At 65.5% G+C, this 12738-nt stretch carries 13 protein-coding genes; 7 read left to right on the forward strand and 6 right to left on the reverse strand.

Features of this window, described 5'->3' with window-relative positions:
- Positions 1-127 precede the first annotated feature (127 nt).
- The 6 genes from AArcCO_RS07045 to AArcCO_RS07070 all read left to right on the forward strand — a co-directional run bounded on the left by AArcCO_RS07045 (position 128) and on the right by AArcCO_RS07070 (position 7855).
- Positions 128-823 (forward strand): SCO family protein, encoded by a 696-nt coding sequence (locus tag AArcCO_RS07045; protein ID WP_259536016.1) that lies wholly within the window; start codon positions 128-130, stop codon positions 821-823.
- Complete coding sequence (locus AArcCO_RS07050) at positions 820-1356, forward strand: TlpA family protein disulfide reductase (RefSeq protein WP_259536018.1); 537 nt, start codon at positions 820-822, stop codon at positions 1354-1356. Before AArcCO_RS07045 ends, AArcCO_RS07050 begins: the two co-directional genes overlap by 4 nt.
- The gene (locus AArcCO_RS07055; RefSeq protein ID WP_259536020.1) at positions 1353-2015 is read left to right on the forward strand and encodes a cytochrome c biogenesis protein CcdA; all 663 of its coding nucleotides are present in this window, start codon (positions 1353-1355) and stop codon (positions 2013-2015) included. The genes AArcCO_RS07050 and AArcCO_RS07055 overlap by 4 nt, the downstream gene beginning before the upstream one ends.
- Positions 2012-2839, forward strand: coding sequence for a sulfite exporter TauE/SafE family protein (locus tag AArcCO_RS07060; protein ID WP_259536022.1), 828 nt, complete (start codon positions 2012-2014; stop codon positions 2837-2839). Before AArcCO_RS07055 ends, AArcCO_RS07060 begins: the two co-directional genes overlap by 4 nt.
- Positions 2829-5384, forward strand: coding sequence for a heavy metal translocating P-type ATPase (locus AArcCO_RS07065; protein ID WP_259536024.1), 2556 nt, complete (start codon positions 2829-2831; stop codon positions 5382-5384). Before AArcCO_RS07060 ends, AArcCO_RS07065 begins: the two co-directional genes overlap by 11 nt.
- Positions 5385-5488: 104 nt before the next feature.
- On the forward strand, positions 5489-7855 hold the full coding sequence (locus AArcCO_RS07070) for a hydrogenase iron-sulfur subunit (protein WP_259536026.1): 2367 nt from the start codon (positions 5489-5491) through the stop codon (positions 7853-7855).
- A gap of 12 nt (positions 7856-7867) precedes the next feature.
- Here AArcCO_RS07070 and AArcCO_RS07075 read toward each other — a convergent pair whose 3' ends face one another.
- A complete protein-coding gene (locus tag AArcCO_RS07075) occupies positions 7868-8671 on the reverse strand; it encodes a TrmB family transcriptional regulator (protein WP_259536028.1) in 804 nt (267 codons plus the stop codon).
- 383 nt (positions 8672-9054) lie between these two features.
- Between AArcCO_RS07075 and AArcCO_RS07080 the strand changes: the two genes are divergently transcribed.
- Positions 9055-9855, forward strand: coding sequence for a TrmB family transcriptional regulator (locus AArcCO_RS07080; protein ID WP_259536031.1), 801 nt, complete (start codon positions 9055-9057; stop codon positions 9853-9855).
- Between the two features lie 39 nt (positions 9856-9894).
- On the opposite strand, the gene AArcCO_RS07085 is transcribed toward AArcCO_RS07080, so the two are convergent.
- The 5 genes from AArcCO_RS07085 to AArcCO_RS07105 form a co-directional block, all read right to left on the reverse strand.
- Positions 9895-10230: a DUF7344 domain-containing protein gene (locus AArcCO_RS07085; protein WP_259536033.1), complete on the reverse strand. Its 336-nt coding sequence runs from the start codon at positions 10228-10230 to the stop codon at positions 9895-9897.
- Positions 10231-10338: 108 nt separating this feature from the next.
- Entirely contained in the window at positions 10339-10782 is a 444-nt protein-coding gene (locus AArcCO_RS07090) for a DUF7346 family protein (protein WP_259536035.1), read from the reverse strand.
- A complete protein-coding gene (locus AArcCO_RS07095) occupies positions 10779-11237 on the reverse strand; it encodes a DUF7322 domain-containing protein (protein WP_259536037.1) in 459 nt (152 codons plus the stop codon). The genes AArcCO_RS07090 and AArcCO_RS07095 overlap by 4 nt, the downstream gene beginning before the upstream one ends.
- A gap of 59 nt (positions 11238-11296) precedes the next feature.
- On the reverse strand, positions 11297-11485 hold the full coding sequence (locus tag AArcCO_RS07100) for a DUF7331 family protein (protein ID WP_259536039.1): 189 nt from the start codon (positions 11483-11485) through the stop codon (positions 11297-11299).
- 56 nt (positions 11486-11541) lie between these two features.
- The gene (locus tag AArcCO_RS07105; protein WP_259536041.1) at positions 11542-12735 is read right to left on the reverse strand and encodes a threonine synthase; all 1194 of its coding nucleotides are present in this window, start codon (positions 12733-12735) and stop codon (positions 11542-11544) included.
- Positions 12736-12738 lie beyond the last annotated feature (3 nt).

The following is a 12738-nucleotide window of genomic DNA, read 5'->3' on the forward strand; positions in this document are numbered from 1 at the left end:
AGTTGTTGGGGTCGCACCGTCGTAGTTCCTGTGACGGGTTCAAGCCGTGGGGATCTGCAACGACACGATCCGCCGATTCGACGGTCGCACCACTTCCGTTTTCACGCTCCACTCCTGAAAGACGGTAATGAACCGACCGACGAGTCGACGCGGCTATCTTGCGACCGTGGGCGCGGTCGGCCTCGGAGGAGCACTGGCCGGCTGTCTCGGGGACGACGACACGGTCCTGGGCCCGCCCGAGGACCAGGACGCAGAAAGCGAGGCGCTCTCGTTTCCAGCATACGGGCAGCGACTCCCCGAAGCGACGCTGCCGTCCCCCTTGCACGATCGCGAGGTGACTACCACGGAATTCGAAGGCAACCGGGAGACGCTCGTGACGTTCGTGTTCACCCGGTGTTCGATGGTGTGTCCGGCGCTCACTGGCAACCTGGCGCAAGTGCAGGCCCACGCAGCGGAGGGTGGGTTCGAGGACGAAATCGCGCTGGTGCCGATCACGTTCGACCCCGTCTACGACACGCCCGAAGTGTTGCGGGAGTACTCGGAATACGTCGGCGCGGACCCGACGGCGGAAAACTGGCAGTTCCTCCGACCGGAATCCGAAGAGCGGGCACGGGAGGTCGTTGCAGAGAGGTTCGGAGTCGGATACGAGAAAACCGACGCGTACACACCGAACGAGGAGAGCGAGGAGATGGAGTTCGTCCACACGTCGGTCACGGTCCTCGCGAACCGCGACGGATACGTCGAGCGGGGCTACAACCCCGGGTCGCCGTCGCCCGCCCGGGTGATCGACGACCTCGATACAGTCAGGGAGGGATACCGGTGAACCGGCGGGAGACGATCGCCGGAATCGCGAGCCTCGGGGTGGTCGGCGCCGGGGGCGCGGTCGCGTTCCGATCGCGGCTCTTCGACGGGGCCAAACGCATCGATCCCGTGGAGATCGAGACGATCGACGCGCCGGGAAGCGAGGCCGGAACGTCACTGATTCCCGACGACGATCGGCCGACAGTCGTCGAGTTCTTCGCGACGTGGTGTACCGTCTGTGCCCGGATGATGCCCGCCATCGCCGCTGTGGAGGCGGATCTCGGCGACGACGTGTGGTTCGTCTCGGTGACGAACGAGCCGATCGGGCATACGGTCTCCCGCGAGAACGTCCGGGCGTGGTGGCGCGAACACGGCGGCGACTGGACAGTGGGCTACGATACGGATCTCGATCTGACGCGCGAACTGGACCTCTCGGACACGCCGACGACGATCCTCCTCGATCCGGACGGACGAGTGCTCGAGACGGACCGGGGATACAAGTCGGAGGCCGAACTCCGATCGCTCGTCGGGGAGACGTTCGGGGTCGATTCATGACCGGGCTCGCGGGCGCGCTCGGGGTTGCAGGCGTCGCGGGAGTCGCGACGTTTTTCTCGCCGTGTGCGTACGCGTTACTCCCCGGTTACGTCGGCTTTTACGTCTCGGCGACCGGCGACCGCGGCCCGACCCTCTCGGGGGCTGCCATCCGCGGGCTCGCGGCGGCCGCCGGTGCGGTCGGGGTGGTCCTCGGGTTAGGCGTTCTCGCGGCGGCGGCCGGAGACGTGGTTCGGAGTTCTCTGCCGTTCCTCGAGGTCGGCGTCGGGATCGCACTGATCGGATTCGGCCTGATCACCCTCCTTCGAGTCGGGCGTGGATGGCACGTTCGGCTCCCCGGACGACGGGCGTCGGTCCCGGGGTTCGCGCTGTTCGGCGGCCTTTATGCGGCCGCGGCCGCCGGCTGTGTCGCCCCCGTCTTCTTCGGGGTCGTCGTCCAGTCGCTGGCGTTTCCTGCGACGGGGACGATCGCCGTGTTCCTGACGTATGCGGTGAGCCTCGGACTGTTGCTCACCAGCGCGACCGTCGCGATCGCTGTCGGCTCGGGGTTCGGGTTCGAACGCCTCGGCGACAGACCCGAACTCCTCCAGCGGTTTGCCGGCGTCGTGCTCGTCGTCGCCGGCGTCGGACAGCTGTACGTCGCATACGGGGGTAGCTTATGAACGCCGGCGCGTGGACGCTTTTGCAGTTCGACGGCCTCGACCGGCTCGCCGACGCCGCCGGCGGGGAACTGGTGCTGTTTTTCCTGATCGGTCTGCTCGGTGGCGCACACTGTATCGGTATGTGCGGCCCGCTGGTGACGATCTACGCCGGGCGCATGGACGAGCGAATCTCCGAACCGGGCGAACGACTGACGGTTTTCGAGGTTCGTCAACACGGGCTGTTCAACCTCGGCCGGGCGGCCAGCTACACCGCAATCGGCGCCGCCTTCGGCGCGCTCGGCGGGCTGTTTTACCTCACGACGGGGACGCTCACCGGGATCACCGACGCGATCCGAGGTTCGGTCGGAATCGTCGTCGGACTCGTCGTCATCGCCATCGGTGTCTACTACCTCGTCGGCCGCGCGGCACCCGGCCTCCATCTCGGAATCGGCGGAAACCGCCTGGTCGCCGCGCTCACGACCCGGCTCGACCGGCTCGCATCCGGACCGGGGATCGTCGGGCTGGGGAGCCTCCACGGGCTACTCCCGTGTCCGATCCTCTATCCGGCGTACCTGTATGCGTTCGCCGCGGGGTCGGCGACGTCCGGTGGACTCGCGCTGGCGGCGCTCGGCCTCGGGACGATCCCGGCTGTGTTCCTCTACGGGACGCTCATCGAGGCTGTCGGCCCGACCCGCCGGCGACAGCTCCACCGAGTTCTGGGCGCGGCGTTTATCCTTCTCGGGTACATTCCACTCCAGCACGGACTGATGCTGTACGGAATCCACCTTCCGCACCCGGAGATTCCGTTCTATCAGCCGCTGGAGACGCCCGGACATGGTCACTGACCGCAGGAACCGAGCATCCACCCCCGAGGACGGCTGCAGGCTCTGTGGACTTCCGACAGCGACGCCGCCGATCCGAAACGACGACGGGGAGACGTTCTGCTGTCGCGGCTGTCTCGACGTGTCCGACGCGCTCGCCGACGTCGACGGAGTGGACGCCGAAGAGGTCCGCAGGCGCCGGGAGGTTGCCGTCGACGATTCCGAACGAAGCGTCGGGGATTCGGACTCCGAGTCGGTCCCCGACGGCTACGAACGGAGCTTCTTCCGTGTCGACGGGATGCACTGTGTCACCTGCGAGTCGTTCGTCGAATCCGTCGCCTGCGGAACCGACGGGGTCGAAAACGCCCGGGCGAGCTACGTCACCGATACGGTCCGCATCGACCACGATCCCGACGCCGTCGACGACGAGGAACTCACAGAGCGACTGACGGGGCTCGGCTACCGGGCGAACGCACGCGACGACGAGTTCGCGCGACGACAGGCCGAAAACACCGCATTCGTCCGCCTCGCGGTCGGCGTCCTGTTCGGGATGATGGTGATGTTCCAGTACGTCGTTCTCATCTATCCCACGTACTTCGACGGCCTGTTTTACGACGAGCGGACGGCCGAGTTCCTCGCGGAGTCGATGGCCGCAACCGGGGGTCGCTACCTCTTCGTCGTGATCGCGGTACTCACGACGATCGTGCTCGTCGTCGCCGGCAAACCCCTGTTGCGTGGCGCGTACGTCGCGATCCGGACCCGATCGCCGAACATGGATCTGCTGGTCTCGATCGCGGCGGTGAGCGCGTACCTCTACAGTCATCTCGTCGTCGCGACCGGTGGCACCCACGTCTACTACGACGTGACGGTAGCGATCGTCGTCGTCGTGACGGTGGGTCGCCACTACGAATCGACAGCGAAATCCCGCGCGACGGAACTGCTCTCGGAGCTGTCGACGGTGCGGGTCCGCGAGGCGCGACTGCTGCCCGATCCCGGGGACGGGAAAACGGACGGCGGCGATCCCGTCTCCGGCGATCCCATCTCCGGTGATCCCGTTCCTGGAGAAGTCGCAGACGGCGAAACCGTCCCGGTCGAGGACCTCGTCGGCGGGGAACGCGTGCTCGTCCGGACGGGGGAGCGCGTTCCGGTCGACGGCACCGTCCTGGAGGGAACGGCGGCTGTCGACGAGGCGGTGATCACCGGCGAGTCGCTGCCAGCCACACGGGAACCCGGGGACGCGGTCGTCGGCGGCTCCGTCGTCCGCGACGGCGCGCTGGTGGTGGAGGTCGCACCGGGCGGCGAAAGCGGCATCGACCGACTCTCGACGATGGTGTGGGATCTCCAGAGCTCCAACCGGGGGATTCAGAAGCTGGCGGACAGGCTCGCCACGATATTCGTCCCCGTGGTTCTCGTGCTCGCGGCGGTCGTCTCCACGGCGTATCTCGTCACTGGTTCGGGCGTCACCGCGGCGCTTCTGGTCGGGCTGACCGTGCTCATCGTCTCGTGTCCGTGTGCGCTCGGGCTCGCGACCCCGCTCGCGACCGCCGCCGGGGTCAGGGAGGCGCTCGAACGGCGTCTCGTGATCTTCGACGAAACCGTCTTCGAGCGGATCCACGGCGCCGACACCGTCGTCTTCGACAAGACCGGGACGCTCACGACCGGCGAGATGAGCGTCCTCGATTCGACGGGACCGGCGGAGGCGTTCGCGGCCGCAGCCGCGCTGGAGCGCCGATCCGGCCACCCTGTCGCGGAAGCGATCGTGGAGGCGTTCGGCCACTACGACGGTTCCTCGGCCGACGTCGCCTTCGATGGCGGAGCGACTGCCTCGGTGACGCCCGCCGTCGACGACTACCGATCACACGACGACGGCGTTTCCGGCGTCGTCGACGGCAGGGAGGTGGCCGTCGGCCATCCGGCCCTGTTCGAGCGGCGAGGATGGACGGTTCCGGAGGAAGTCGATTCGGCGGCAGAGACGGCCAGCGAGGCCGGACGCGTTCCGGTACTCGTCGGACGTGACGGCGCTGTCGAGGGCGTGGCGACTGTCGGCGACGAGTTCAGGCCCGGGTGGGAGGCCGCGATCGACCGGTTCGCCGAGCGGGGCGTCGAGGTGGTGGTCCTGACCGGCGACGACTCCGCGGCTTCCGAGACGCTCTCGAACCATCCGGGGATCGACCGGGTTTTCGCCGGCGTCCCACCGGAGGGAAAAGCCGAGACAGTGTCCCGCCTCGGGCAGCGGGGCCGAACGGTCATGGTCGGCGACGGCACCAACGACGCGCCGGCGCTTGCAAGCGCCGATCTCGGGATCGCTATGGGCGGTGGCACCGCAATGGCCGCCGACGCCGCCGACGTCGCCGTGCTCGAGGACGACCTCGAGAGCGTCGAAACCGTCTTCGAACTGGCGCGGGCGACCGACCGGCGGGTGAAAGGGAACGTGGGATGGGCGTTCTGTTACAACGCGATCGCGATCCCGCTTGCGATCACCGGCCTGCTGAACCCGCTTTTCGCCGCAGTCGCCATGGCGACGAGCAGCCTGCTGGTCGTGACCAACTCCTCGCGGGACCTCCTTTGAAGGCGGGGGAGTCAAAGGTTCGGAGCACTCGTCGGTGACCGACCGATCTCAAAACCTGGGTATCCGCCGAACACATTTTTGTGTGTACCAGCTATTTCTAGCGGATGACCACTGGAGCCTTCGTCTGTTCGTGTGTCGACACGTGCGAGCTGGATCTCGAGGCGGTGCGAAACGGGATCGACGGGGCCGACGTGATCGCGAGCTCCTCGCACCTCTGTGGCGAGGAGGGGCTGCCGGCGATGCGTAATGTCCTCGCGGAACACGAACTCGACGAGGTCGTGATTACCTGTCCCGAGCCGCAGGTCCGAGCCGGATTCCGCGACCTCGCAGCGGGAGTCGGGATCGACGGGGAGGCAGTAACGTTCGTCGATCAGCGCGAAGGCGCAGGATGGATCCACAAGGAGGCGGTAGCGAGTGACAAGACGGCGCGCCTGATCTCCGCCGCCGTGGCCGGCCGCGAGGTCGATTCGGCCGAAGGTCGTGGCGGGACACTCGAACGAGAAGCCGGTTCCCGGGTCGCCGTGATCGGCGACCCGGAGGCGGCAGCCGCGCTCCCGGAAGCGGCCGAGGTCACCCTGTTTGCGGACGGCAGCGAACTCGCGTCGTGGACCGACGATCTCGAGAACGTCCTCGTCGAACGCGGTCGTCTGGTGGAGATCGACGGCCGGTTCGGCGACTTCACGGTGACCGTCGAGTCGCGCGTCTCCGAGGACTGCGTCTCCTGTATGGCGTGTGTCCGACAGGCCCCCGACGGTGCGATCACCCGGTATCCGGTCGACATCGCCCCCGACGCGCCGGACGGCGAGTGGACCGACTGCTGTCCGACCGATGCCATCGAGATGGACGGGATCCGTCGATCGATCGAGTTCGACCAGGTCGTGTATCCGGCGGGGGAGCGGAGGACACAGGGACGGGAGGTCGGCTACCACACTGGGGCGGTCGACGCCGGGACCGCCCTCGCGGTGGAGTCGCTGCTGGGCGGCATCGAAAAACTCGCGCATCTCGATCTGGAGATGGACGCCTGCGTGGCGGGCGATTCGGGACAGTCCGGCTGTAACGACTGCGTGGAGGCGTGTCCGCACGGTGCGGTCGAACGCGCCGCCGTCGACGCCGTCGAGTTCTACCCGGAGGCGTGTCTGAACTGCGGTGCCTGTACGAGCGCCTGCCCGACCGGGGCGGTTCGGCTCCGAAACCCGTCGAACGAACGGATCGCACGGCAGGTCGAAGCGCTGGTCTCGCCCACCGACGGCGGATCCGGGGGGCCGAGCGAGTGGCTCTTCGGCGGCGACGACGAAGGGATCGAGACACCCGTCGTTGCGTTCGTCTGTTCGGAACGTGCAGCGGGGGCGATCAGGGAGTACGGACAACTGCAGGCGGCCGGAGAAACCGATATCGACTATCCACCGTTGCTCCCGGTGTCGATCGGCTGTACGGACACGGTCGGGGAAGCTCACCTGCTGCACGCGCTCGCAGCAGGTGCCGACGGGGTCGCGGTGCTGGGCTGTGGGGACGACTGCAGTCATTCGGGGCCGAACCCGACCGCCGAACTCGTAACGCGGTGTAACCGGGTAGCCGCCGATCTGGGTCTCGGAGAGCGGTTCGCGTTCCTCTCGCCGTCGCCCGGAGCGACGGCCGAGTCAGTCGAGTCGGCCACGGAGTTCGCCGAGTCTGTCCGGGAGTTCGTCGACGGTCTGGATCCCTCGCCGGTTCCGGCTGGCGAACACGTTGCCACCGGACGGCTCGACGCGGTCGGCGGCAACGCGGGAATCGATCCCCTGCCCGGCAGCCTGGAGCACAGGTACGACAGCTCGACACCGGCGTTCGCCAGCCACGACTGGGCGCTCGAATCGGTTCGGACGATCATCGACCACGCCGATCCGGATCGCGAACTGATTCGTGGACTGACGGACTTCGGGTACATGGAGGTCGCCGAGGGCTGTACGCTGACGCCGACGTGTGCGACGCTCTGTCCGACCGACGCGATCCGCCGGACCATCGAGGAGGGACGCCTCGAGTTCAACCACGAACTGTGTGTGAACTGTGGGATCTGTGCGGAGGGCTGTCTCGAGGACGTTCTGGAGATGCACGACGGCCTCGATCTCTCGCTACTGCCGGAAGCGAGAGGTGGTGAACCGTGGGTGACGGTGTACGAGGGTGAGGTGATGCAGTGTGCCGGCTGTGGGGAGCCGTTCGCCTCGACGGCGTCGACCGACGTGATGCGCGAAAAGGTGGGAGACCTCGTCGGTGATCTCGGACCGGGCGAGGCGGAGCTATTCGAGTACTGTCGCGACTGTCGGACGAGCCTGATGGCGATGCCGAGCGATCCCGCTTTCTCGGAGGCGAAAGAGAAGAACGAGAAGAACGAGAAGAACGAGAAGAACGAGAAGAACGAGAAGAACGAGAAGAACGAGAAGAACGAGAAGAACGAGAAGAACGAGAAGAACGAGAAGAACGAGAAGAACGACGAGTAGTCGGGTGGGTTCTCAACTCCCCGGATCCCGCACCGGTATCAGCCCCTGGGCCATGAGTCGACGGGCGATCACGATCAGGCCGTTTCCGAATCCGACACCGAAGATTGCCCGTTCCTCCCTCGTTTCGGGCACGATCGAACTCACGAGGATGGTCGACCGATCCACCAGCAGCAACCGACCGACTGCGGTATCGTTCTCTGTGGGGTTCTCTGTACCCAACCACTCGAGGCCGGAAACGAACGTCGTCGCCTCCGGGACGGCAGTTCGAATCCGGTCCTGTACTGATTCCGACAACGTACCCACGATCACCTCGACGTTATCGCTGGCCGCCTCGAGTGTATCCAGCAGGTCATCGGTCAGCAGCGATTCGTCGCCGACGACGAAAACGATCTCCTCTGTTGCGTCCTCGATGAGGTCGTTCGTCCGGTTTTCGATCGCGTCGTGCCCCGCGATCGCCCACACCTCTTGAACGGGCGATTCGTCCTGGTTGTCGACGGTTTCGACCGTCTCTAGGGTGTTCTGGAGGCGCTCGACGCGCGCCTCGTACTGGTCGCGAAGCGTCTCCGTGGCCTCATCGAGCGGGACCGCTCGGAACTGCTGTGGACTCGAATGCTGTATCTCGACGAGACCCTGTGCCTCCAGCACTCGGATCGCGTCGTACACCCGCGTCCGGGGGACCTCGGTCAGTTCGCTGAGCTTCTTTGCCGTGCCAGTCTCGAGGCGGATCAGTCCGACGAAACAGCGGGCCTCGTACTCCTTGAGGCCCAACTGCTGGAGGACCGCGATCGCCTCTTCCAGTTTTTCCGTTGTATCCATGTGTCCCAACCTCCCGGAATGTCCCGGGACTGTGCAGGGTACTTCGACCCCGGCACGGTTAGTTTTTGTCACTCTCACCACCACGAAAAAACGACCGGTGGCCGAGGGGTCCAATATCTGCGTCGAGTACGGCGCCTAACACGGTTTGAATATTTTGTTGTGATTTTACGAGTGACTAATTTGGCCTGTCTTATTCTCTGTGGAGATGTTCCAGGATTCTCGATATCAGATAGTCACCCGTTTAATCACAAAAGAGATATACCACCCGAAAGCTAACCTTCCACTGGCACGCAGTTCAGTGCTGTGTCCCAACCACCTTGCTGCTGCGTGCTCCCCGGCCACACTCGTGGTCGGGGTACTACTGATGTCGAACCATCGAACTGATGAGTAGCGAGCCACCCGAAAACCCACGTTCGGTCGCGATCGAGCAACTCGAGGAGATCGGTTTGAGCACGTACGCCGCCCGGACGTTCGTCGCATTGTCCAGTCTCGGCACGGGAACAGCACGGGAGGTGAGCCGGGTTTCGGAGGTTCCACGCACCCGCGTGTACGACGCGGTCGAGGAACTCAGTGATCGGGGTCTCGTGGACGTCCAGCACTCGACGCCGAAGGAATTCTGGACCGTCTCTGCGGAAACCGCAGCACGCACGTTCGAGCGCGAACTGCACAATCGAACGACGACGCTCCTGGCGGCGCTGGAGGAACTCCAGCCAATCGATCGACGTACCGAACAGCGGGGGGTCTGGACGGTGGACGGACAGCCGGCCGTCACACAACGCGTCCTCGAGTTCTTCGACGAGGCGGAGGAAGAAATCGTCTACATGACTGTCGAGGATCTCCTGGTCGACGAACTGATCACAGGCCTCAGTGCGGCTCACGACCGGGGTGTCTCCATCAAACTCGCGGGGATTTCCCCGGCCGTTCAAGAGCGGATTCAAGCGGACATCCCCGGGGCGACGGTGTTCGAGTCGCTGTGGCTCTGGTCGGACACGCCGGCGGGTCGGCTGTTGATGGTCGACGGTCGAACGATCCTCGTGAGCGCGCTTCTCAACGGCGACGACGCCAGCCCGTCCGATCCGAGATCCGAGACTGCGATCTGGGGAGAAGGAGAGGCGAACAGCCTGGTTGCGGTCCTGAAAGCGATATTCACCTGGCAGCTCGATAAAACCGACTTGAACCGGTGAGCCGCTGACCGATAGTTGGCCCCCAGAGAAGAGCGGAGATCAGGGGCTGGGGGGTATCGACTCCTCGGGAAGGGAATCGAGTATCGCTTCGAGTCGTTCGTGGGGCCGATATCGGACCGTCCCGCTGTCGGCATCGTATTCGACGACGTCGAAGTCTGCCATCTTCGGGAGATGGTTGTGGTGCAGGTGGAGTGCGATACGGTCCCGCTCCAGATGCGAGTCGTCCTCCCGGGCCCATTCGGAGTCGTGCAATCGATCCACGAGGGCCTCGACGGTAATCTCACCGTCCTTCGTTTGCCGCAGCTCGCGGACGATTCGGCGCCGCCGCCGATCGGCGACGAGTTCGAGACACGCGTCGAGGCCCTGACTCGTCATACAGTATCATAGACCTGCCCGTCACATCAACCAGCCTGGTTTCCCACTCCGAATATTTTTTCATTAACCGAGTGACACCCTGTCGACGAGGCTCGCGCTGTCGACATTTCAGCTATCGTCGTGTGGATCGCCGTCCCGAATCGTGCCGATCCCCTGGCGCGCCAGTTCTGTGACGGCATACCCCCGTCGACCGTCGACAGTCGCCTCCTCGATCAGTCCGGCAGCGCGAAACTCCGACAGCGCCCCGTGCAGGTCGGACTCACAGAGATCGACGGCGTCGAGCAACTCGCGGGCCGAGACGCGCTCCCTGTCGACGAGTTCGACGAGTAGTCCGAGAGTCCGCTCGTCGTGAACGGCCGTGAGTACTACCCGCACAGGTTCCGGGACCCCGCTCGCGGCCACTGACAGTGGCGACTCGCCGGAGACGGGTTCCAGCGACGTGTTCGGCAGGTGGGCGGTCTCGCCGGTGGCCGGGTCCCGAACGAGACTGGCGTCGGAGGACTCGCGCAACAGCACGTACACCGTGCCGTTCTCGTCACGAACAGTTCTCACGGATTCGTCACCGCCTCGTCTGTCGGCTCCGATTCAATCGAATCTGTCGGATCTTCCTCGCTCCAGTCGCGTGCGTCGTATTCACGGTAGTACTGATACGTCCGAAAGCCGGCGAGGACCCCGACGAGCACCAGCCCGCCGCCGATCCTGGTCATCCCCTCGAAGTACCACACCATGACGCCGAGGCTGAACGCCAACAGCGCGAGGTTCAGCGCGACGACGCTGGCGACGAACAGCCGGAGCAGATCCGGATGGACCTCCTGGATCGCCCCCTCGAGCTGTTCGTCCGTGCCGTCCCCTCCGAAGGTCTGAACCGACGGTGCTTCGGGAATTTCGACGGAACTTGGTTCGATGGAGACCGTTTCCGCGAGGTCGAACCGCTCTGTAAACTCACCGGAGTCGCCGGACTCGTCGGATTCGTCGACCGTCTTCTCCGCGCCGCCGGTTTCGGTCACTGCTCGCAGGTAGGCAGCCGTCGGGAAAAAGCGATTCGCTCTTCAGGGCAGCCTGGCGGTCACGCGTGTTCGCTCAGATCAACCGCCACCGCCGCCTCGACCCACGCGAGAGGGTTTTCCGCGTCGTAAAACACCACGTTCCCGTCGTCCTCGTACGCCTCCACGGTGTCGTCGCCGAACGCCGACAGGGTGGCGTCCGCTGACAGCGACCGATCCAACTGTGACCCGTCGTCGGAATGCGCGGTCATGGTCCGAAGTTTGGTAATTGTTGGCACGGGATATGTCTTTCCGTCGCGGCAGCAGTTCAGATCCCCTTGCTCATCAGGTGACTTCGGAGCACGTCCGGGGTTTTCCCACCCGATTCGGTATTGAGCAGTACGACCTCGGCGTCGGAATCGAGCTGTGATGCGAGTTCCCAGGCGCCGGCGGCTGCAGCCCCGCCGCCGGGGCCCATCTCCACGACAGTGGTCTGATTGATCGTCACTGCGCTCTCGAGGATCTCCTCGTCCTCGACGGTGACTGCCCGGCCGCCGATCCGATCGAGCGCCCCGAGCGCCCGTGCCCCACCTTCGGGATCGGGGATCTCGAGTTCCCCGACGATCGTGTCGGGAACGTCCCACGGCTCCGGCTGGCCGAGACCCTGCTCGTGGGCCGCTGCGATCGGTGCGCAGCCGGATGGTTGGACCGCGATTACGTCGGGAATGCGCTCAATCAGGTCCAGGTCGGCGGCGAGTTCGAATCCCCGGACGACCCCCACGAGGAGTTCGCCGGTCCCGGTGGGGACGAACACGGCATCCGGGGCCGTCCAGTCCCGATCTGCGAGCAGCTCCAGCGCGACGGTTTTGACTCCCTCGTGGCGATACGGCGTGGTGAACTCCTGCAGCGAGTAGTAGTCGGCCGCGAGCTGGTCGTCGATCGCCGCCCGGGCGTCCTCGTAGCGTCCGCCGACGACCTGCATCTCCCCGCCGTGGACGTTCACCATCGCCTTGTTCGAGAACGCACACCGCGAGGGGACGAACGCGTACAGCCGAAGATCCACCCGGCCGGCGTACGCCGCAGCCGACTGGGCGGCGTTGCCCGCTGCAGCGAGCGCCAGCGGTTCGACATCGCTTCCTTCCGCGTGACCCGCTGCAGCGGTCACAGCGAGGCTGAGTCCCCGGTCGAGAACAGTTCCGGTCGGATTTCGGGACTCGTCTTTGATCTCCACGCTGGCGACGCCGAGTTCTTCGGCGAGCCGATCGGCGTCGACGAGCGGCGTACCTCCCTCGGCTGCGCTCACCCGGGTGCCTGCGGGAAAGGGCAACACGGCGTCGAACGCCCACATACCGACCGGATCCGGAGGGCGTTCGATCACGTCGGCGTGGACGTCGACGGCCGAGAGGTCGTACGTCGGATCGAGCGGTCCGTTACAGTTCGGGCAGCCTCCTGCGGTGTCGGCGTCGTGAACGGCACCGCAGTCGGTACACTCGAGACCGGAAAACGCCTTCGTCGTCTCCATACT

It is taken from the genome of Halalkaliarchaeum sp. AArc-CO (genome assembly GCF_024972735.1).
Lineage (GTDB): Archaea > Halobacteriota > Halobacteria > Halobacteriales > Haloferacaceae > Halalkaliarchaeum.

Excerpts from the sequence above, each read along its gene's own strand:
- AArcCO_RS07045 (WP_259536016.1), top strand. The coding sequence starts at position 128 with ATGAACCGACCGACGAGTCGACGCGGCTATCTTGCGACCGTGGGCGCG.
- AArcCO_RS07055 (WP_259536020.1), top strand. The coding sequence starts at position 1,353 with ATGACCGGGCTCGCGGGCGCGCTCGGGGTTGCAGGCGTCGCGGGAGTC.
- AArcCO_RS07060 (WP_259536022.1), top strand. The coding sequence starts at position 2,012 with ATGAACGCCGGCGCGTGGACGCTTTTGCAGTTCGACGGCCTCGACCGG.
- AArcCO_RS07065 (WP_259536024.1), top strand. The coding sequence starts at position 2,829 with ATGGTCACTGACCGCAGGAACCGAGCATCCACCCCCGAGGACGGCTGC.
- AArcCO_RS07070 (WP_259536026.1), top strand. The coding sequence starts at position 5,489 with ATGACCACTGGAGCCTTCGTCTGTTCGTGTGTCGACACGTGCGAGCTG.
- AArcCO_RS07075 (WP_259536028.1), bottom strand. The coding sequence starts at position 8,671 with ATGGATACAACGGAAAAACTGGAAGAGGCGATCGCGGTCCTCCAGCAG.
- AArcCO_RS07080 (WP_259536031.1), top strand. The coding sequence starts at position 9,055 with ATGAGTAGCGAGCCACCCGAAAACCCACGTTCGGTCGCGATCGAGCAA.
- AArcCO_RS07085 (WP_259536033.1), bottom strand. The coding sequence starts at position 10,230 with ATGACGAGTCAGGGCCTCGACGCGTGTCTCGAACTCGTCGCCGATCGG.
- AArcCO_RS07100 (WP_259536039.1), bottom strand. The coding sequence starts at position 11,485 with ATGACCGCGCATTCCGACGACGGGTCACAGTTGGATCGGTCGCTGTCA.
- AArcCO_RS07105 (WP_259536041.1), bottom strand. The coding sequence starts at position 12,735 with ATGGAGACGACGAAGGCGTTTTCCGGTCTCGAGTGTACCGACTGCGGT.